This is a genomic window from Stenotrophomonas testudinis (assembly GCF_024499815.1).
Lineage (GTDB): Bacteria > Pseudomonadota > Gammaproteobacteria > Xanthomonadales > Xanthomonadaceae > Stenotrophomonas.
On the sequence record NZ_JAMOKY010000026.1, the window covers coordinates 35,135 to 54,544 of the forward strand.

At 67.9% G+C, this 19,410-nt stretch carries 16 protein-coding genes and 1 pseudogene; 12 read left to right on the forward strand and 5 right to left on the reverse strand.

The features are described 5' to 3' along the window. The first annotated feature begins 99 nt into the window (after positions 1 to 99). Together ubiA and NQ204_RS13920 are read left to right on the forward strand one after the other, a co-directional pair. Positions 100 to 993 (forward strand): 4-hydroxybenzoate octaprenyltransferase, encoded by an 894-nt coding sequence (ubiA, locus tag NQ204_RS13915; protein ID WP_116862506.1) that lies wholly within the window; start codon positions 100 to 102, stop codon positions 991 to 993. A 213-nt stretch (positions 994 to 1,206) separates the two neighbouring features. Further along, positions 1,207 to 2,599: pseudogene (locus NQ204_RS13920) on the forward strand (short-chain fatty acid transporter). A gap of 105 nt (positions 2,600 to 2,704) precedes the next feature. On the opposite strand, the gene NQ204_RS13925 reads toward NQ204_RS13920, so the two are convergent. Next, a complete protein-coding gene (locus tag NQ204_RS13925; RefSeq protein ID WP_256644186.1) occupies positions 2,705 to 4,369 on the reverse strand; it encodes an AMP-binding protein in 1,665 nt (554 codons plus the stop codon). A gap of 306 nt (positions 4,370 to 4,675) precedes the next feature. Here NQ204_RS13925 and NQ204_RS13930 point away from each other — a divergent pair, with 306 nt between their 5' ends. Next, on the forward strand, positions 4,676 to 4,822 hold the full coding sequence (locus NQ204_RS13930) for a hypothetical protein (RefSeq protein ID WP_256644187.1): 147 nt from the start codon (positions 4,676 to 4,678) through the stop codon (positions 4,820 to 4,822). Between the two features lie 57 nt (positions 4,823 to 4,879). Here the strand turns inward: NQ204_RS13930 and NQ204_RS13935 are convergent, their stop codons facing one another. Continuing rightward, positions 4,880 to 5,518, reverse strand: a complete 639-nt coding sequence (locus NQ204_RS13935) for a YiiX/YebB-like N1pC/P60 family cysteine hydrolase (protein WP_256644188.1) — start codon at positions 5,516 to 5,518, stop codon at positions 4,880 to 4,882. Between the two features lie 156 nt (positions 5,519 to 5,674). Between NQ204_RS13935 and NQ204_RS13940 the strand changes: the two genes are divergently transcribed. The 3 genes from NQ204_RS13940 (at position 5,675) to NQ204_RS13950 (ending at position 9,546) form a co-directional block, all read left to right on the forward strand. Beyond that, the gene (locus tag NQ204_RS13940) at positions 5,675 to 6,196 is read left to right on the forward strand and encodes a hypothetical protein (protein ID WP_256644189.1); all 522 of its coding nucleotides are present in this window, start codon (positions 5,675 to 5,677) and stop codon (positions 6,194 to 6,196) included. A gap of 97 nt (positions 6,197 to 6,293) precedes the next feature. Continuing rightward, positions 6,294 to 8,126, forward strand: coding sequence for a M3 family metallopeptidase (locus NQ204_RS13945; protein ID WP_116862510.1), 1,833 nt, complete (start codon positions 6,294 to 6,296; stop codon positions 8,124 to 8,126). Between the two features lie 139 nt (positions 8,127 to 8,265). Continuing rightward, a complete protein-coding gene (locus NQ204_RS13950) occupies positions 8,266 to 9,546 on the forward strand; it encodes a TPM domain-containing protein (protein WP_256644190.1) in 1,281 nt (426 codons plus the stop codon). Positions 9,547 to 9,643: 97 nt separating this feature from the next. Here the strand turns inward: NQ204_RS13950 and NQ204_RS13955 are convergent, their stop codons facing one another. The 3 genes from NQ204_RS13955 to NQ204_RS13965 form a co-directional block, all read right to left on the reverse strand. Further along, a complete protein-coding gene (locus NQ204_RS13955; protein WP_256644191.1) occupies positions 9,644 to 10,312 on the reverse strand; it encodes a VOC family protein in 669 nt (222 codons plus the stop codon). A gap of 121 nt (positions 10,313 to 10,433) precedes the next feature. Then, on the reverse strand, positions 10,434 to 11,510 hold the full coding sequence (locus NQ204_RS13960) for an alpha/beta hydrolase family protein (RefSeq protein ID WP_488192365.1): 1,077 nt from the start codon (positions 11,508 to 11,510) through the stop codon (positions 10,434 to 10,436). Between the two features lie 13 nt (positions 11,511 to 11,523). Further along, complete coding sequence (locus NQ204_RS13965) at positions 11,524 to 12,351, reverse strand: AraC family transcriptional regulator (RefSeq protein WP_256644192.1); 828 nt, start codon at positions 12,349 to 12,351, stop codon at positions 11,524 to 11,526. Positions 12,352 to 12,577: 226 nt separating this feature from the next. On the opposite strand from NQ204_RS13965, the gene NQ204_RS13970 reads away from it, so the two are divergent. From NQ204_RS13970 to NQ204_RS13995, 6 genes are all read left to right on the forward strand, one after another. Then, the gene (locus NQ204_RS13970; protein WP_256644193.1) at positions 12,578 to 14,986 is read left to right on the forward strand and encodes a TonB-dependent receptor plug domain-containing protein; all 2,409 of its coding nucleotides are present in this window, start codon (positions 12,578 to 12,580) and stop codon (positions 14,984 to 14,986) included. After that, positions 14,986 to 16,287, forward strand: coding sequence for an aminotransferase class V-fold PLP-dependent enzyme (locus NQ204_RS13975; RefSeq protein WP_256644194.1), 1,302 nt, complete (start codon positions 14,986 to 14,988; stop codon positions 16,285 to 16,287). Before NQ204_RS13970 ends, NQ204_RS13975 begins: the two co-directional genes overlap by 1 nt. 149 nt (positions 16,288 to 16,436) lie before the next feature. Then, positions 16,437 to 16,763 carry a DUF2185 domain-containing protein gene (locus NQ204_RS13980; RefSeq protein ID WP_256644195.1) on the forward strand — a complete coding sequence of 109 codons (327 nt, stop codon included), beginning with the start codon at positions 16,437 to 16,439 and terminating at the stop codon, positions 16,761 to 16,763. A gap of 168 nt (positions 16,764 to 16,931) precedes the next feature. Then, positions 16,932 to 17,372 (forward strand): hypothetical protein, encoded by a 441-nt coding sequence (locus NQ204_RS13985; protein ID WP_256644196.1) that lies wholly within the window; start codon positions 16,932 to 16,934, stop codon positions 17,370 to 17,372. Continuing rightward, entirely contained in the window at positions 17,365 to 18,675 is a 1,311-nt protein-coding gene (locus tag NQ204_RS13990; RefSeq protein ID WP_116862519.1) for a PQQ-dependent sugar dehydrogenase, read from the forward strand. The genes NQ204_RS13985 and NQ204_RS13990 overlap by 8 nt, the downstream gene beginning before the upstream one ends. 205 nt (positions 18,676 to 18,880) lie before the next feature. Then, positions 18,881 to 19,288, forward strand: a complete 408-nt coding sequence (locus NQ204_RS13995) for a hypothetical protein (RefSeq protein WP_133249375.1) — start codon at positions 18,881 to 18,883, stop codon at positions 19,286 to 19,288. The last annotated feature ends 122 nt before the right edge of the window (positions 19,289 to 19,410 follow it).

Consider the following 19,410-nt stretch of genomic DNA (forward strand, 5'->3'; position numbering starts at 1 on the left):
GGCTGGAAGGGCCCGGGTGGGGGCCCGCAATACTACTACACGGACCTGAACTGCCCGGGTTGCAGCGCTGCAGCACCAGCGCAGGAGTATCCTATCCCCATGGCTGACACCCCTCTTTCCGCGCCGCATCCGGCGCCGACGCCGCGCTGGCGTCACTACTGGTCCCTGATGCGCGCCGATCGACCGATCGGCACCCTGCTGCTGCTGTGGCCCACCTGGTGGGCGCTGTGGCTGGCCACCGGCGGCCTGCCGCCGCTGTGGACGCTGTTCGTGTTCACCGCCGGCGTCTGGCTCACCCGCTCGGCGGGCTGCGTCATCAACGATTACGCCGACCGCTGGCTGGACCCGCACGTGGAACGCACCAGGTCGCGGCCGCTGGCGACCGGCGCGATCAGCGGCCGCGCGGCGCTGGCGCTGTTCGCCGTGCTGATGCTGGTGGCCTTCGGCCTGGTGCTGACGCTCAACTGGCTGACCATCGGCCTGAGCTTCATCGGCGTGTTCCTGGCCGCCAGCTACCCCTACCTGAAGCGCTACACCCACCTGCCGCAGGTCTATTTGGGCATGTCCTTCGGCTGGGGCATCCCGATGGCCTTCGCCGCCGTGCAGGGCGAGGTGCCGATGCTGGCATGGCTGCTGTATGCGGGCAACATCCTGTGGTCCACCGCGTATGACACCTGGTACGCCATGGTCGACCGCGAGGACGACCTGAAGATGGGCTCGCATTCCACCGCCATCCTGTTCGGCGAGCTGGACCTGGTCATCCAGGGCGTGCTGTACGCGCTGTTCCTGGCCACGATGGCTCTGGTGGGCGTGCGCGGCGGGCTGGGCGGGTACTACCTGGCCGGCGTGGCCGTGGCCGCGGTGCTGGTGGTGTACGAATTCTGGATCTGCCGCAACCGCGAGCGCGGCCCGTGTTTCAAGGCGTTCCTGCACAACAACTGGGTGGGCGCGGCGCTGTTCGCCGGCATCGCCGTGGACCTGGCGCTGCGCTGAGAAGCGCAGCCGAGCGTAGGCTCGGCTCTACAGGTCGCAACCCCGGTAGCGCCCGAGCCCATGCTCGGGCGGCGGCGCGCAGCGCCGGGCATCCCGCCACCTACGACCAATAGGTGGCTGACAGCCCGCACCCTACCGCCCAGAATCGGCCCATCGAACCTGGGAGGGTAGGCGATGGCCTCGTCAGCAACGGCAGCAGTACAGGACGGCTGGATGGCGCGCGCAGCGCTGCGCTCGGCCGCCTGGGCGGAAAAAGTGGTTCCCCGACGCGTACGTGTTTGCGGTGCTGGGCGTGGTCATCGTCGCGGTGGCGGCGATGGGCTTCGGCTCGACCCCGCAGGCCACGGCCAGCGCCTTCGGCGACGGTTTCTGGAGCCTGATCCCCTTCACCATGCAGATGGCCTTCGTGGTCATCGGCGGCTATGCGCTGGCCACCGCGCCGGTGGTGGCGCGCTTCATCGATTTCCTCGCGCGGGTGCCGCGCACCGGTCGCGGCGCCGTGGTCTACGTCGGCCTGGTCAGCATGCTGGCCTCGCTGCTCAGCTGGGGCTTCTCGCTGGTGTTCGGTGGCCTGCTGGTGCGCGCGCTCGCCCGCCGCACCGAGCTGCGCATGGATTACCGCGCCGCCGGTGCCTCGGCCTACCTGGGCCTGGGCGCGGTGTGGGCGATGGGCCTGAGCTCCTCGGCCGCGCAGCTGCAGGCCAACCCGGCCAGCATGCCGCCCGGCCTGGTGGAGATCACCGGCGTGCTGCCCTTCACCGAAACCATCTTCCTGTGGCAGTCGATCGCGCTGACCGCAGCGCTGATCCTGGTCTCGCTGCTGATTGCCTGGCTCACCGCGCCGGCTGCGGGCAGTGCACGCACCGCCGAGGATTTCCCCGGTGCCGCACAGGCCGAGCCCGAGCCGCTGCAGCAGCGCACGCGCCCAGGCGAATGGCTGGAATACAGCCCGCTGCTGACCGTGCTGCTCTCGCTGCTGGCCTTCGGCTGGCTGTTCAACGAGTTCGCCAACAAGCCGGTGGTCACCGCCATCGCCAACCTCAATACCTACAACTTCCTGTTCATTTCGCTGGGCCTGCTGCTGCACTGGCGCCCGCGCAGCTTCCTCAACGCGGTGGCCAAGGCGGTGCCCAGCACCACCGGCGTGCTCATCCAGTTCCCGCTGTACGGCGGCATCGCGATGATCCTCACCCATGCCGCCGGCGGCGACGGGCAGACCCTGGCGCATCGCCTGTCCAGCCTGTTCGTGCACGTGGCCAGCACCGATACCTTCGCCCTGGTGATGGGTGTCTACTCGGCGGTGCTGGGCTTCTTCGTGCCGTCCGGTGGCGGCAAATGGATCATCGAAGCGCCGTACGTGATGCAGGCCGCCAACGAACTGAAGGCGCACCTGGGCTGGGCGGTGCAGGTCTACAACGCGGCCGAGGCGCTGCCGAACCTGATCAACCCGTTCTGGATGCTGCCACTGCTGGGCGTGCTGGGCCTGAAGGCCCGCGACATCGTCGGCTTCACCTTCATCCAGCTGCTGGTGCACATCCCGCTGGTGCTGGGCCTGCTGTGGCTGCTGGGCATGACCCTGACCTATGTGCCGCCGGTGATGCCGTAGCGCCTGCGGGGTTGTAGAGCCGAGCCCATGCTCGGCTGCTGTTGCGAGCAGCCGAGCATGGGCTCAGCTCTACAAAAACCAGCCGAGCGTGGGCTCGGCTCTACATCAGCCGGCTGCCGCCTGCTTCTCGATCTCCGCCTTGCGCAGCAGGAGCCGCTGCACCTTGCCGCTGGGCGTCTTTGGCACCGCCACCACGAACTCCACCTGGCGCGGGTAGGCATGCGCGGACAGCCGATGGCGAACGTGCTGCTGCAGCTCGTGTGCCAGCGCGTCGCTGCCCTCGAACCCGTCGCGCAGGATCACGAAGGCTTTGACGATCTCGGTCCGCTCCGGGTCGGGCACGCCGATCACCGCGGCTTCGGCCACCGACGGATGCTCCATCAGCGCGCTCTCCACATCGAACGGGCCGATGCGGTAGCCGGACGAGGTGATGAGGTCATCGGAGCGGCCGATGAAGCTGATCGATCCGTCGTCCTCGCACTCCACCGAATCGCCGGTGCGGTAGTAGCCATCGGCGATGGCCGGCGTCTCCGCCTGGTAGTAGCCGGTGAACCACATGATCGGCGACTGCTTCAGGTCCACCGCGAGGATGCCGGGCGTGCGCGGTGGCAGCTCGTTGCCCTGGTCGTCCAGCACCGCCACGCGGTAGCCGGGCATCGCAAAGCCCGACGACCCCGGACGCACGCTGTGGGCCAGTGCGTGGTGGTTGTTGACCACCATGCCGGTCTCGGTCTGCCCGTAGTGGTCCAGCACCGTGGTCTGCAGGTGCTCGGCAAACCAGCGGGCGATTTCCGGGTTCAGCGGTTCGCCGGCGCTGCTGACCACGCGCAGCTGGCCCTTGATGCCGGCACTGGCGGCGGGGCCGGAAGCAATGATCTGCCGGTACGCGGTGGGCGAACCGGCCAGGTTGGTCACCCCCAGCTGGCCGATGATCGTATTCAGGCCGTGCACGCTGAAGCCGGCTTCGCTGAAGGTGGTGGCATGGCCAAGCATCAGCGGGCCGATCACCGCGTAGTACAGGCCGTAGGCCCAGCCGGGGTCGGCGATGTTCCAGAACACATCGTCGGCGCGCAGGTCCACGGCCAGTTCCATGTAGCTGGCAAAGGCCATCATCGCGCGTAGCGGCACGGGCACGCCCTTGGGGCTGCCGGTGGTGCCGGAGGTCGAGAGCAGGGCCATCAGCGCATCGCCCGGCAGCAGCACGGGCTCCAGCATGGGCGCTGCGGCCGCGGTGGCGGCGCGCCAGTCGATGTCACCGTCGCGCAGTGCCTGGCCGGGCGTCAGCACGGTGGCCACCTGCGGGCAGGCATCCAGTTCGTCCAGCTTGCCGCGGTGCGCATTGTCGGTCACCACCAGCCGGGTGTGGCCGGTCTTCAGGCGGCTTTCGATGGCCTTGGGGCCGAACGCGGTGAACAGCGGCTGGTAGACCGCGCCAATGCGCCAGGTGCCGAGGATGGTGGCCAGCAGGTCGGGCGTGCGCGGCAGCAGGCCGGCCACCACATCGCCAGGGCCGACACCGGCGGCACGCAGCACCTGGGCGGCGCGGGCGGCGGCATCGCGCAGGTCATCGAAGGTGTACAGGTGCAGCGCACCCTGTGCGTCGATCCAGCGCAGGGCCAGTCGATCACTCCCGCAGTAGCGGTCACAGCACTCCACGCAGGCATTGAGGCCCTCGTCCGGGCGCCCTTGGAACCGGGCCTGCCACTGCGCGATATCGAAGTGGTCGCGGGCTTCATCGTAGGAAGGACGTACTGCGGTCTGCGGGGCCATGCGCGTCTCCGGCGGGTGTCCGCCTGACCATAGCGGTGCTGCGCGTGGCTGCAAATGGGACCTTGGGATGAGGCCGTCATGCGCGCGTCACACGTGCCAAGGCCGCTGAATGCGGCTGGTGCCGTGCGGGCATGAGCACATGCACACGCCGCATGAATCCTTCAGGGGCTTGTGCGGCAAGGGGCGCGCGGTGTTTTTGCGGGCGCGTGAACGCCAGGCTAGCTGGGTTGCAACGCATGGTTAACCTTCGGCTGCAGACGATGGCCTCGTCCACCGCATTCCGCGCGTGGCTTCGGAGACACGGACATGGCACAGCAGAACCAGCAGAACCAGAAAGGTCAGCAGAACCAGCAGGGTCGTGACCAGCAGCAGCAACAGCAGCAGGACCAGCAGAAGCAGGACCAGCAGCAGAAGCGCAACCAGCAGCAGGGCGGCAACGACGAAGAAGAATGAGCCCGGCCCCCGCCAGCTCTGAACGCTGAAGCCCCGCCTCGTGCGGGGCTTCGCTTTTCAGAGCGCGTCTGTTTGAAGCACGCCGACCCGTTCCAGCACCGCGCTGGCGGCCATGTCGTTGGGGTTGGTGCCGGGCAGGCCCTGCGGCACGTCCATGCCCATGCCGCGGTACAGGTCCACCCAATGCTGGGCGATCTCCCCGGTCTGCGGGTTGCGGAAGTTCATCGGCTGCAGCGCGAACACATGGTGTGCGCGGAAGGCACGCTCGATGAAATCCGAGCAGTAGTAGCTGTCCTCGTTCAACACATAGGCCGTGTTGTACGGCTTGCCCAGCATCGTGCGCGCCTTGGCGACCGCATCGGTGATTGCACCGGCCGGCGCCGCACGCAGCCGGTACACCACGATCTGCCGCTGCTTGCCGCGCGCGTCGCGCTGGAAGTCCACCAGCGTCTGCTGCCGCGAGCCCTTCTCATCGGCATGCAGTACCTGCCAGCCATGCGCACCGGCAGCCACCAGGGCCACGTGGTCGAAGCTGGTTGCGCCCTGCGTGGCGGTGGCATCGTCGATGGCCGCACTCAGGCCGCTGTGCCCGGCGGTGACGAACAGCAGGTCGCCCTCGCGCACCTGCACGCCTGCGGCGAGCGCGGTCGAGAAAGGGGAGAGCAGCAGGCCGATGACCAGCAGGAAGGTGCGCACGGGAAACCAGGGTCGGGCGGGAGCGGGCTAGTCTACCCCCGCGGCCCGCGGCAGTTCGTGGCCACGGATGTGGAAGCGCAGTCAACCCGACCGTGGCTATGCTTGCCTGCCCCGCGCCAAGCACCCGCGCGACCGACCCGGAATCAGGAGGATCCCTTGAACCAGCTTCACTACGCCGCCCTGGCACTTGCCCTCGGGCTTGCGCTGTCGGCCTGCAAGCCCGCGCCACAGGCAACACCGGCCGAAGCTGCGGCGCCGGCCCCGGCCAGCACGGCCGCCACCGCCAGCGCCCCGGCCGCGCCGGTTGCCGCCACGGCCGATGCGGGCACGCAGTGCCCCCACCCGGTCTTCGAGGAGTTCCTCGCGCACTTCGGTCATGAGATCGCCCTGCAGGAAGCGGCCACGGCCGATCCGCTGCTGGACAGCTACATCGATGCCGACGCCGAGCCCGAACCGGCCACGGTTCAACGCACCCTGGCGCTGGTTGACGTCGAGTGGCCGGTGATGCCGGACCCGGCCACGCTGAAGGGTCTCGGCCGCGAGATGCAGGTCACCGCTCTGGCCGACGGCCAGATGCAGGTACAGATGCGCATCCCCGACACCAGCGACCAGCAGACCTACACCTTCGCCCGCAGGCCGTGCTGGCAGCTGGTCAAGCGTGAAGACGAATCGATCTGACCCTGCCGCAGGTTGGGTAATGGCGTAGAGTCGAGCTTGCTCGACTGCTTCTGCCAGGCGCAGTCGAGCATGGTTCGACTCTACAAAGGACGTTGTCATGAACACCCGCAGGATGCGATCGATCACCGCCAGCGTGCTGCTGCTCGCCACAGGCGCGCTCAGCGCGCAGACGCTGCACGCCGACGACAGCGGCTGGTTCGCCGATGCGGCGGCCGAACAGGCGGCACGCACCAGACTCTCCGCTGCTGTCGCCACACTGCGCGATGCCGGCCCGACGGACCCCGCCACGCGCGTACAGCAGGCCGAGCGCCTGCTCGGCGAATGCCAGCGTCATCGCGCCTACCTGCACCTGCAGGCCGCCCGCAATGCACGTGACTCCCGCCCGGTGCAGGCGCAGCGGGCCGTCGCGGATGTATGCGATGACGCCGCCGGAATCGCGCGCAAGGCGTTGGTCGATGCACCGGCCGACGCGCGCTGGGTGGCGCCCTATGCCTGGCTGCGCACGCGCGCGCTGGGCAACACCGGCATCTCCACGACGCCGCCTGCCGCAGGCGTGGAAGATGCCGTGGACGAGGTTGCCAGCCCGGCCCTGGATGCATTCGCACGCCTGCAGCGGCAGCTGCTGCAGCACGCCAGCTATCCGTCGTTCCCCAGCAACGGCGGACTGCTGGACAGCCGCAAGGACAGCACGGCGCTGTCACGGCACCCGGACCGTGCGCTGCGCGAGGCCGGCTGGAAGGGCTACTGGCAGGGCGTGGCATCGCAGCGCGAGGCCATGGCCAGCACGCTGCTGGCGCTGGTGCAGGTCAACGATCGCGCCTCGCAACTGCAGGGGGATGGCAGCGCCCCCGAGCACAGCTACCGCCGCATGGGCCTGGACCCGGACGCGGTACAGGCCACCCTGGCCGCCGTGCAGCGCCATGCTTCGCAGCGCCGTGCCTACCAGCACGAGCTTTTGCGGCATGCCGAGCATATGGGCATGGCCGACCCGCAGATCTGGGATCTCAGCCTGCCCGATGCAGGCTTCGTACCGCCGGTCCTCACCCTTGAGCAGGTGCGCGATACCGCCACCGATGCGATGCGCGGGCTGGGACCCGCGTACGCCGGTGGAGTACGCGCACTGCTCGACCCGGCGCAGCGGCGCATGGACATGGCCCCGACGCTGGGTCCGCGTAGCGCCGACGCCTTCCCGGTAACAGCTCCAGGTGTGCCCTCCCTGCTGTTCGTCGGCCAGCGCGGTGGCACGCTGGAAAGTGATGTGGAGGTCGTGCACGAGGCCGGGCATGCCGTGCATGGGCAATGGATGGAGCGTGGGAACGTGTCGGCGTTCTATCGCAATGGCACGTCGTGGTTGAACGAGGCCTACGCGATCTTCAACGAGCTGGAATTCCGCGACCAGCTGTACCAGCAGGCGCAGGACCCCCGCGCCAAGGCGTACTACCTGAAGTCGCTGCTGGATGACATCGTGCTGCAGCTGTTCATCGCCTCCGAGGAGGCGCAGCTGGAGCAGTCGATCTACCAGGGCGTGGCCGCCGGCACGCTGGGTACGGCCGATGACCTCGATGCGCTGACACTGAAGGTGCTGTCCGGTTACGGGATGATGGCCGATCGCTACCCGGCACTGGGTGCCACCTGGGAAACCAAGCGGCTGATGTACGAAGATCCACTGTATCTGGCCAACTATCTGTTCGCCGGCCTGGTTGCCGTGCAGCTGTACGTGCAGGAGCAGCAGGATCCGCAGGGCTTCCGCCAGCGCTTCCTGGCCGTGTTGTCCGAAGGCTTCGACCGCGCGCCACAGGAACAGGTGGCGCAGCTGCTGGGCCACGCACCGGACTGGTCAGCGCTGGTGGATGCGGACCTGCAGGTGTTCGACGCCCAGGTGTCGCGCTTGCAGGCGCTGCATGCGGAGATCGAAGCCGGCGCCATGTAGAGTCGAGCCATGCTCGACTGCTCTTGGCATTTGTAGAGTCAAGCCACGCTCGACTGCTTCTGTCAGGCGAAGTCGAGCATGGCTCGACTCTACAAAAAGACGTTGCAGGGCGGCCGAAGGAAAGACGATGGAGAAGGTGATGGCACGACCGCAACGAATGCACCGGCACCTGCTGTCCTACCTGTGGTGCGCGATGCTGCTGTTCGCAGTGCCCTTGCCGGCCATCGCCCAGACCCCGATCCCCGCGCTGGATTCGCCGGTGGTCGATCCCACCGGTGTGCTTTCGGCCAGCACCACCGACCGACTGCAGCAGCAGTCGCGCGCGCTGTTCGAGCGAAGCGGCGGCGCGCAGCTGCAGGTGCTGGTGGTGGGCAGCACCGGCGATGAAAGCATCGAAGCCTATGCCCAGCGCGTGTACGACCAGTGGCAGCTGGGGCGCAAGGGTGTGGACGACGGCGTGCTGCTGCTGGTGGCCGTGCAGGACCGCCACGTACGCATCCAGCCGGGCTACGGCCTGGAAGGCGCGATTCCCGATGCGTATGCCAAGCGCATCATCGAAGAGACGATCCTGCCGCGCTTCCGCGACGGCGATATCGACCAGGGCGTGATCGACGGAAGTGCGCAGGTGGTCCGCTTGATCGATGGTGAGCCTTTGCCGGCGCCGCGCAGCAACCATCTGCTGGATCTGACCTGGCAGGCCATGGACAGCATCCTGTTGCTGGCCATGGCCTGCGCGTTCGGCCTGGGGCGCTGGCATGGCCGCCGTGCGGCCGTCCCGGCGCGGCGCTGGTGGTCGCGGCCCTGGAACTGGCTGGCCATCATCGTGCTGGCCGCCCTGGGCATGGCGGCGTGGCAGCCGCGCCTGGTGGTGCCGGTGGTGTTCCTGCTGGTCCTGCTGGTACCGCTGGCCTGGTCCTGCGGGCGGCGCTGGAACCAGAGCGCAGGCACCCGGCGACTGCTGTGGGCGATGCTGGTAGCCAGCACGGCCATCAACGTCTTCGTGCTGGTCACGCGAGGCACCGTACCGGGCCTGTTCGTGCATGTTGCGCTGTACTTCCTCACCGGCATCGCCTGTGGGGTGGTGGGGTTGCCGCTGGCGCTGGCACGCAATTGCTGGCAGACCAGCCAGCGTGGGTTTGTCGTACGCGCGCTGGCCTTCTGCGGCGTGTTCGGGGCAGGCCTGGGCTGGGCGCTGACCCGCGCTGATCCGTTCGACCCGGCCGCGCTGTTGATCATCTTCGGTGCAGGCGGCTACGTTGCCTGGAATGTGGCGATGCTGGTGGGACTTGGCAGCACCGGTAGCGGTGATGACGATGACCGTCGCAGCGGCCGCTCGGGCTCGTCGTCATCATCGTCGGACAGCAGTTGGTCCGGCGGCGGTGGCAGCAGTGGCGGTGGGGGCGCGTCGGGCAGTTGGTAGGTGTCAGCCGAGGTTGACACGTCCCTCCGCGCCGGGACAGCGTCCGCCGGCATGGCCCGGCGCTACCGTGGACCGCGCATCCACGCATGGCCTGGTTCTACGCGACCACCCGCCACCCCTGCGCTGCATCGGCCAGCTCGCCGCTGCCCTGCACATCACCCACGCGCAGCAGCAGACCCTGCGCGTTGGGCAGATCCTTCTGCTCGGGGAACCAGCGGCGGTCGGCGGCCGCTACGATCAACAAGCCTTCGTCATCGCCCATCGGTGCGAAATGCGATGAGGGCGGGCTGAGCGGCTGCACTCCGAAACGCGCACTGGCCTGCGCACGCACCGCATCCACGTCCGCACTCGGCAGGCCCACTTCACTCAGGCAGGTCAGCTCACTGCCGTGGAACGCGCCACCATGCGTGCTGGCCGGCAGGCGCTTGCGGCCGATCAGTTCCAGGATCAATCCATCCGGCCCGGTGAAGTACACCGATTGCGACTGCCAGTTGCTCTCCAGCGCGAAGTAGTCGATGCCCTCGGGATTGCGCTGCAGCGGTACGCGCTCGCGCAGCCACGTCATGGCCTCGTTGAAGCGGTTGTCGGGCACGTTGAAGGCCAGGTGCACGCCGCCCAGCGGCTGTCCGTTGGCCGCTTGCAGTTCGATCGTGCTCCAGCCGATGTGCACGTGGTTGCCGACCACGCGCAGCTGCAGCACGTCGTGGAACCAGGCGGCGACAGTGCCCACGTCGGACACCGGCAGGGTGAGGTGTAGCAGGCGCATGATGCGGTCTCCTTGCGTGCGCGATGCTTCGATTCTACCCCACGGCACTGCTTTGTCCTGGCAGATGCCAGCCGTGGTCGGCACGCTTTCCCGCACGCCATTCAGTGAAGCAGGCTGGCCTCTACTGAAGCGCCCGGCCAAAGAACGCGACGGCCTCCGCTTCAACCTCACGATGGGTGCGCGAGCGGGGCACCGTGCCGCTGCACAACGGCGCAATACGCTGTTCTCCCAGCGGCGTGCAAGTGGCCAGAAAATCATAGTGACCCACGCCCGCAAGACGCTGCAGCGTCGCCCCGGGTACCTGCGCCGCCAGTATCTCGCCGTTCGTGGCCGGCGGAGCCACTGCATCGCCATCGCCAAGCACAACGGACACCGGTTGCCGCAGCGCCTGCAGCTGCGCGGGCGCAAACGCCTGCACGATCGCCGGCGCCAGCAGATAGACGGCACGCACGCCGCTGATCGCGCGCGACTGATCAGCCGCTGCCATGTACGGCCGCAGCTGCGGGGATGCAGCCGCTTGCAGCCGAGCCTGCAGCGTATGCTTCGCGGCTTCCTGCTGCGGTAGGCACACGCCGTCGTCCGGATGGCCCGTGCAGAAATCCAGCAGACGCTGCAGCTCGGGCCGTGCACCGGCGGCAAGCAAGGCGGTGTAACCACCAGCCGAGAAGCCGACGACGCCCAGGCGCTGCGCGTCCACATGCTGGCCTAGGCGAGGATCCGCCTGCACCGCCGCCAACGCGGCCTGCAGATCGTCAGCGCGCAACCAGGCCAGCATGCTGCCGGCCAGCGTCATTTCGTCGGCACCGTTGTTGCCGGGGTGGTCCACCGCAATCACCAGATACCCTGCGCGGGCCAGTGCCGTACCCAGCCATCCCATCATCCGTGCGCTGCCGCCGTTGCCATGCGACAGCAGCAGTGTGGGCAGTCGATCACCCGCGATGGGCGCGCCGATAGCCGATCTGCCCACGTCAAACAACGGGGCATCCGGCGCGCCAATGGTCAGCGGTGTCTCGTTGCTGGATGCGGGTGCCGGGTACCATACGGTGAAGCGCAGCGTGGCGCGCTGCTGAGCATCACGCACCCGTGCACTGGGCAACGCGGTCGTGCCGTGCTGTTCACCCGCCTTCCAGTCCTGCGCCAGCACGGCCGGCGGAAACACGCTGCACAACAGCGCCAACAGCATTCCCTTCATCTGCATTGCCTGTGTCCTTTCAGTGGGATCGTTCGGTGACCGGCAGCCAGATCTCCATGCCGCCATGGCCGCTGTGCTCATCGAAGCGCGCGTCGTAGCGCTCCAGTTCTGGGGTGTTGGCCAGATCCAGCCCGGCCGAGGGCAGGTAGGTGTCCAGCAGCCAGAACCAGGTTGAGCGGATGGCTGAGATGTGCCCGCCGTGCCACGCCACCAGATAGCGCTGCGCCGGCACCCGCACGCGCTGCCAGCCCGCGGGCACGGACGGCAGTGCGCTGGCCGGAAGCGCGGCCACGTAGTCGAAGCCGCCGTCATCATCGTGGTTGCAGCACACGCCGAAACTGACCGGAACCGGCGATTGCCAAGAGCGGTTCAGTCGCGCCCATTGGCTGGGGATGGCCCCGCTGCCCTCGCGCCCATGGCGTTGGCCGATGCCCGCCAGATCCAGCGCAGGCGCATCCAGCAGGCGTGGTGCTTCGGTGCAGGGTGAGGGCGCATCGTCCAGCCGCACGGCGTGTACCAGAGGCAGGCCGTCCAGGCCGTTGTCGCGCACCCGTTCGGGTGTCTGCCCGAACTGCTCGCAGAACGCGCGGGTGAATGCCGCATGGGTGGAGTAGCCGGCTTCCAGGGCGACCGGCAGGATGTCCGTCGCACCGGCCACCAGTTGCTGGGCCGCGGCGGTCAGGCGCCGCCCGCGCAGGTAGCGCACGACCGAGGTGCCGGTGCGTGCCTGGAACAGGCGCGACAGATGGAAGGGCGAAACGCCGGCAGCCGCTGCGATATCAGCCAATGCCAGCGGCCGCGCGGCGTGCGTCTCGATGTACCACAGTGCCTGGCTTGCCGCGCTCATTGCGCCCCCCGGGTTGCTTGCCTGGGAGCGTAGCGGATCACCGCGTGCAGCGTTTAGCAGTTCTTGCGGCACAGGCGATTTCCGGGCGTCACCAGGCGGGTTGGGCCGCGAAAACTGTCGTCTTCGCGTCATGCCCGCTTCACACATCGCGCCGAGACTGCGCGACTTGTCCAGGCCGCCTGTACAGGCGCGCCTGACCCTGTCGTGCAGTCCCGGAGTACCCGTCGTGCAGAGCTCGTTGTTGTCGCGTTCCATCCTCCTCGCCCTTTCCATGGTCAGCGCAGGAGGCGCGATCGCAGCAGATGCCAGTACGGCAGACACCCCTGATGGCGGCACCCATGCCGCCGCGCCGACCCAGCTGGACGCCATGCTGGTCACCGGCACCCGCGCCTCCAACCGCACCCAGTTCGAAACGCTGGCGCCGGTGGATGTGTTTACCAAGGAAGACATCACGTCCGTTGATTCCACCGACCTGAAGGACGTGCTGGCGCAGCTGGTGCCGTCGTTCGTGGTGCAGCGCCTGCCGATGGCCGATGGCCAGGTGTTCGTGCGCCCGGCCACGCTGCGTGGCCTGTCGCCGGACCAGACCCTGGTGCTGGTCAACGGCCGTCGTTTCCACCGCAGTGCGCTGCTGGGCAACCGCGGTGCACAGGCCGCTGACCTCGCGCAGATTCCGACCAGTGCCATCAAGCGCATCGAAGTGCTGCGCGACGGTGCCTCGGCGCAGTACGGGTCGGACGCCATCGCCGGCGTCATCAACATCATTCTTGAAGACAGCCCCGGCACCGAAATCACCGCGGGCTACTCGCAGTACGCGCAGGGCGATGGTGCCTCGCGCGATTTCAGCGCCCGCACCGGCTGGGCGCTGGGCGACTACGGCAGCCTGGCGCTGTTCGCTGAATCGTCGAACTCCGATGCCACCTCGCGCACCCGCCAGCGTCCCGATGCCATCGCCTTCCAGGCCGCGCACCCGGATCTGGACGTGCCCAATCCCGTGCAGCGCTGGGGCCAGCCGGAGCTGGAAAGCCGCCGCGTGGGCTTCAACCTGAAGGCCAATGCCAGCGATACGCTGGAGGTCTATGCCTTCGGCCTGTATAGCCACAGCGATGGCGTCAGCGATTTCAACTGGCGCAACCCGGACACCACCACCGGCGCCTACCGCACCACCAGCATTTTCCCCGGCTGGGATCTGCGTTCCATCTATCCGGTGGGCTTCAGCCCGCAGTACGGCAATGTGCAGAACGACCTGCAGCTGGTGGGCGGCCTGCGCGGCGAGATCACTCCCAAGCTGCGCTGGGATGTCAGCGCGTCGTACGGCCGCAACGCCATCGATTACAGCCTGGACAATGCGATCAACGCCTCGCTGGGCCTGGACAGCCCGACCTCGTTCGACCTCGGCCGCCTGACCCAGGCCGAGAAGAACGCCAACGTCGACTTCAATTACGAGTGGGACGTCGCCGCGCTGGCCAAGCCGGTCAACGTCGCCTTCGGTGCCGAGTTCCGCCAGGAAACCTATGAAGTGCGCGCCGGCGATCCGGCTTCGTACGCGGTCGGCCCCGGCGCAGCGGCAGGCCTGGAAGCCAATGCCAACGGCGCACCGGGCTTCTCCGATACCCAGGCCGGCAAGTGGGACCAGCGCAGCCACGCCGCCTATGTCGATATGGAAGTGCCGCTGGGCGAGCGCTGGAGCATCGGTGCCGCCGGCCGCTATGAAGACTTCTCCAGCTTTGGCAATACCGTGGACGGCAAGCTGTCGGCTCGCTTTGCGATCACCCCGGACGTGGCCCTGCGCGGTACGTTCTCCACCGGCTTCCGCGCGCCGACCCCGGCGCAGTTGAACACCACCAGCACCACCCAGGGCCTGGACACGCGCACCCTGCAGATCTTCACCAGCGGTCGCCTGTCGCCGAATGATCCGCTGGCGCAGCTGCTCGGCGCCAAGCCGCTCACCCCGGAAGAATCGCGCACTGCCTCGCTGGGCCTGACCTGGCGCACCGATGTGGGCCTGTCCGGCTCGGTGGATGTGTACCGCATCAAGCTCAGCGATCGCTTCAGCCAGTCGGCCAGTTTCGCCATTCCGGTCGGCACGCCCAATCCGCTGGGCTATACCTCGGTCAACTACTTCACCAACGATTTCGACACCACCACCAGCGGCGTCGACGTGGTCGGCAACTACCTGCGCGACCTCGGCATCGGCCGCATGACGCTGACCCTGGCCTACAACGTCAACCGCACCCGCGTGGACAACGGCAGCACCTCGGTGGCCACCAACGAAACCCAGCGCGTGCTGTTCGAAGACCGCCTGCCGGAGCACAAGGGCAGCTTCACCGGTACGTGGGACGTGGGCGCGTGGTCGCTGATGGCGCGCGTGCGCTACTACGGCGCCTGGACCGATTCGACCGGCAATGCGACCGGCGATATCTACCAGCGCTTCGGCGACATGACCTTCCTCGACCTGGCCGCCGGCTACCGCATCAACGAGCATCACAGCCTGCGCGTGGGCGTGGACAACGTGTTCGACCGTTACCCGGACAAGGCGACCTTCCAGGCCAGCCGCGGCCTGATCTACTCGCGCAACGCACCCTACGACACCGACGGCGCCAACGTGTACGCGCAGTACCGGCTGACCTTCTGATGGACAGCCGCCGTCGTAACCTGCTGCGCGCCGGCACCCTGCTGCCGGCTGCCGCAGCATTGTCTTCACTGCCTGCCATGGTCGCTGCACGCTATCCTGCAGCCATGGAAATTCCTGCAACGACCGTGGCGCCGGACGTGCTGGCCCGCGATGAAGGCTACTGGGCCGCCGTGGCCAGCCACTTCGATATCACCGATGAAGTGAACCACCTGGAAAACGGCTACTGGGGCGCGATGGGTCGCGAGACCCTGGCCAGCTACCAGCGGCACACCGCCGAGGTGAACCGCGGCAACGCCTGGTATGGGCGCCACACGTTCCCTGCCGAGTACATGGCCGTGCACCGCCAGGTGGCCGACATGCTGGGCGTGGGCACCGACGAGATCGTGCTGACCCGTGGCGCCACCGAGGCGATGCTGGCCCTGATCGGCGGCTACAACCGCCTCGCACCGGGCGACCAGGTGCTGTACGCCGATGTGGACTACGACAGCATGATCGGCGCCATGCGCTGGCTGCAGCAGCGGCGCGGCGTGCAGGTGGAGCGCATTGCCCTGCCGGCCGTGCCCGATCGCGCGCAGATCCTGCAGGCCTACGATGCCGCCTTCGCGCGGCTGCCGAAGCTGAAGCTGGTGCTGCTGACCCAGGTCAGCCACCGCCACGGCCTGGTGCTGCCGGTGGCCGAGATTGCCGAGCGTGCGCGTGCGCGCGGTATCGATGTGATCGTCGATGCCGCCCATGGCTTCGGCCAGATCGCCTTCGCCGTGCCGGACCTGAAGGCCGATTTCGTGGGCATCAACCTGCACAAGTGGATCGGCGCGCCGGTGGGTGTGGGTGCGATGTACGTGCGCAAGGGCCGCGTGGCCGACCTCGACCCGTACATGGGCGAGACCGACGATGGGCGCGTGGGCAGCCGCGTGCACACCGGTACGGTCAATTTCGCCGCGTATCTGGCGTTGCCTGAAGCGATTGCCTTGCACCAGCGCATCGGCTCGGCCAACAAGCAGGCACGCCTGCGTTACCTGCGCGAGCGCTGGACGGTGCCCGCGCGGCAGATGGCGCACCTGGAAGTGCTGTCCTCGCCGGACCCGGCATTGGCCAGCGCACTGGCCAGCTTCCGCCTGCGCGGCCGCACCAGCGTGGCCGACAACATGGCGCTGCAGAAGCGCTTGCTGGATGAGCACCGCGTGTTCACCACGTACCGCGATGGCCTGGAATCGGGCGCCTGCGTGAGGGTCACGCCGTCGGTGTTCACCCGGCCGCAGCAGATGGACGCGCTGGTGGACGCGCTGGCCTCGCTGGCCTGAGGCCGCCCTGGTGTGGGGTCAGAGCCCTTTGCGCCGCAAAGGGATCTGACCCCGACCATCGCCCTGGTGGGTGCCGACCGTTGGTCGGCACATCCCTCCGGGCTCGGCATACTTCTCCCATGCCATCCTGCGTCCGCTGAGGAGGCACCATGAAGCCGAAACAATTCCGACTCACCGCCGAGCAGATCAGCCCGCTGCTGGAGGGCTATGGCGCATGCATCGCCACCGATCGCATCACCGTTGATGGCCAGCCCGTGGGCTACTGCTATCGCGAGGAGCCCGACAACGACGTCGACAGTGGCTGGCGCTTTCTTGCCGGCGACGAGACCGAGGATTACCTGGACGAAACAGGAAACTCCGGCGTGTACAACGTGAACACCATCGCCAACTACGATCGTGCCGTTCTGGCAGTGGTGGACGCGCCGGCGGGTACCGCCTTCGAACGCAGTGAAGACGGAAGGCTGCTGCCGGTCTGATCGCCGCGATTGGCCGGTGCCGCCGGTCGTGGCCATCCCGGTAGGTGCCGACCGTTGGTCGGCACATCCATCCAAGCCCGGCGCCACCCCCAACGGCCATCATCGCGCGACCTCCCCGCCGGCTGTGCTACTACGGCCGTGTACCCCCTTCCTATCCGGAGCACGACCATGGTCAATCCCGTCGCCCAGGCCCATCGCGGCTTGGGTACCACGCTTTTCAGCCTGCTGAATCCAATACCGTTCGGTTTCTTCGTGGCCGGCCTCATCCTCGACGTCCTCTACCTCAACACCGCCGAGGTGATGTGGGGAAAGTCCGCCGCCTGGCTCATCACCTTCGGTCTGCTCATCGCCATCATCCCGCGGCTGATCAACCTGTTCGCGGTCTGGCGCCGCAATGGCACCGCCACCGGCCTGGACCGCGTGGATTTCCTGCTGAACCTGGTCGCCATCGTGCTGGCCATCTGGAACGCCTTCGTACACAGCCGCGATGCTTACGCGGTGGCTGTGCCGGGCACCATTCTTTCCGCGTTGACCGTGGGCCTGATCGCCATCGGTTTCATCCTGCTGTCGCTGCAGCTCCCGGTGCTGCACGGAGGTCGTCATGGCTGATCGCATCCTGCCCGCGCTGGGCATCCTCTCGCTGTCGGTGATGCTGGCCGCCTGCGCGGGCAAAGCCGAATACCATCCGGCCGACCAGTCCGGTGCGCAGCCGCCGCTGCCCAAGCCGGCCAACTTCCTCATGCCACCCATGCAGGTGCCCAAGGGCGTGGGCTGGGCCGACGGCCAGGCGCCTACCGTGGCCGAGGGCCTGAAGATCGAGCGCATCGCCGCCAACCTGCAGCACCCGCGCCGCCTGCTCACCCTGCCCAACGGCGATGTGCTGGTGGTGGAAGGCAATGGCCCCGGCGAAGAGCCGGTCACCACGCCCAAGCAGTGGATCGCCGGCAAGGTGAAGGCGCGCTCGGGCAAGGCCGGCAAGGGCGGCAACCGGGTCACCCTGCTGCGCCGCACGCCGGGCACCGATACCTGGACCCAGCACGTCTACATCGAAGGCCTGCATTCGCCGTTCGGCATCCAGCTCATCGGTGACACGCTGTACGTAGCCAACACCGGCAACATCATGCAGTACCACTACGTGCCCGGCGAAACCCGCATGACCGACAAGGGTCGCGAGTTCACCGACCTGCCCAGCACCATCAACCACCACTGGACCAAGGATCTGCGCGCGAGCGCCGATGGCAGCAAGCTGTACGTGGGCGTGGGATCCAACAGCAACATCACCGAGAACGGGCTGGCCGTCGAGTACCGCCGCGCGGTGGTGCTGGAAGTGGACGTGGCCACCCGTGGCAGCCGCATCTACGCGTCGGGCATCCGCAACCCCACCGGCCTGGACCTGGAACCGAGCACCGGCAAGCTATGGGCGGTCGCCAACGAGCGCGATGAGATCGGTGCCGACCTGGTGCCCGACTACCTGACCTCGGTGAAGGAAGACGGCTTCTACGGCTGGCCCTACAGCTACTACGGCCAGCACGTGGACGAGCGCGTGCAGCCGCAGCGGCCGGACCTGGTGGCCAAGGCCATCGTGCCGGACTACGCCATCGGCTCGCACGTGGCGCCGCTGGGCCTGATGTTCTACACGGCGCAGACGCTGCCGGCGAAGTACCACGGCGGCGCGTTCATCGGCGAACACGGCAGCTGGGACCGTTCGCCGCTGAGCGGCTACGAAGTGGTCTACGTCGCGTTCAAGGATGGCAAGCCGACCGGGCGCCCGGAAGCGGTGGTCAGCGGCTTCACCTCCAAGGATGAAAAGACCCTGATGGGCGCCCCGGTGGGCATGGCGATGGACGCCGACGGCGCGCTGCTGGTGGCCGACGATGTCGGCGATGTGGTGTGGCGGGTTTCCGCAAAATAGCCGGAGCGTTGTACTTGTAGAGCCGAGCCCACGCTCGGCTGCTGTGGCTCTGGCTTCTGTAGGGTTGAGCCATGCTCGACTGCTGTTGGTAGAAGCAGCCGAGCATGGTTCGGCTCTACAGAAGATCAGAAGCAGTCGAGCATGTCTCGGCGAAGTAGAGTTCGCCCATCACCAACACCAGGCCATAGGCCGAGGAGTGACAGGGATGTCCAGGGCAATGATGTGGGCCGCGCTGCTGTGCACGGGCCTTGTGGTTGCCAACCCGGTGTCCGCATCGGGTTGGCAGGGCAGCTACTCCAACGTCTGCGTGCACCCGCAATCGGGTGACCTGCTGGGCGCAGAGCTGTCCTTCATTGCCTACGGCGGCGGCACGGCCGTGCTCTGGCAGCCCTTCGAAGGCGAGGGACTGCCACCGCAGGTACTGGTGCTGCGCGAGGAAGGCGGCACCACGGTTGCGGCCGAGGCTGCGGGAGCGCCGGCGCTGTTGTCGATCACCCGTGAGCGCACGCGGATTCGTGTGCGCTATCTGCGGGGGCAGGATGGGGAAGCGATCGTGCTGCGGCCGGGTGCCGCGCAGTGGATGGGCGCCCGCCCGCCGGTGTGCCGGGCCTGAATCTGTAGATCCGGGCGCATGCTCGGCTGCTTTGGTTATGGCTCTTGTAGAGTCGAGCGGGGGGGGGGGGGGGGGGGGGGGGGGGGGGGGGGGGGGGGGGGGGGGGGGGGGGGGGGGGGGGG

Excerpts from the sequence above, each read along its gene's own strand:
- NQ204_RS13975 (WP_256644194.1), top strand. The coding sequence starts at position 14,986 with ATGGACAGCCGCCGTCGTAACCTGCTGCGCGCCGGCACCCTGCTGCCG.
- NQ204_RS13925 (WP_256644186.1), bottom strand. The coding sequence starts at position 4,369 with ATGGCCCCGCAGACCGCAGTACGTCCTTCCTACGATGAAGCCCGCGAC.
- NQ204_RS13965 (WP_256644192.1), bottom strand. The coding sequence starts at position 12,351 with ATGAGCGCGGCAAGCCAGGCACTGTGGTACATCGAGACGCACGCCGCG.
- NQ204_RS13950 (WP_256644190.1), top strand. The coding sequence starts at position 8,266 with ATGGCACGACCGCAACGAATGCACCGGCACCTGCTGTCCTACCTGTGG.
- NQ204_RS13990 (WP_116862519.1), top strand. The coding sequence starts at position 17,365 with ATGGCTGATCGCATCCTGCCCGCGCTGGGCATCCTCTCGCTGTCGGTG.
- NQ204_RS13980 (WP_256644195.1), top strand. The coding sequence starts at position 16,437 with ATGAAGCCGAAACAATTCCGACTCACCGCCGAGCAGATCAGCCCGCTG.
- NQ204_RS13985 (WP_256644196.1), top strand. The coding sequence starts at position 16,932 with ATGGTCAATCCCGTCGCCCAGGCCCATCGCGGCTTGGGTACCACGCTT.
- NQ204_RS13945 (WP_116862510.1), top strand. The coding sequence starts at position 6,294 with ATGAACACCCGCAGGATGCGATCGATCACCGCCAGCGTGCTGCTGCTC.
- NQ204_RS13955 (WP_256644191.1), bottom strand. The coding sequence starts at position 10,312 with ATGCGCCTGCTACACCTCACCCTGCCGGTGTCCGACGTGGGCACTGTC.
- NQ204_RS13960 (WP_488192365.1), bottom strand. The coding sequence starts at position 11,510 with ATGCAGATGAAGGGAATGCTGTTGGCGCTGTTGTGCAGCGTGTTTCCG.
- NQ204_RS13995 (WP_133249375.1), top strand. The coding sequence starts at position 18,881 with ATGTCCAGGGCAATGATGTGGGCCGCGCTGCTGTGCACGGGCCTTGTG.
- NQ204_RS13930 (WP_256644187.1), top strand. The coding sequence starts at position 4,676 with ATGGCACAGCAGAACCAGCAGAACCAGAAAGGTCAGCAGAACCAGCAG.
- ubiA (WP_116862506.1), top strand. The coding sequence starts at position 100 with ATGGCTGACACCCCTCTTTCCGCGCCGCATCCGGCGCCGACGCCGCGC.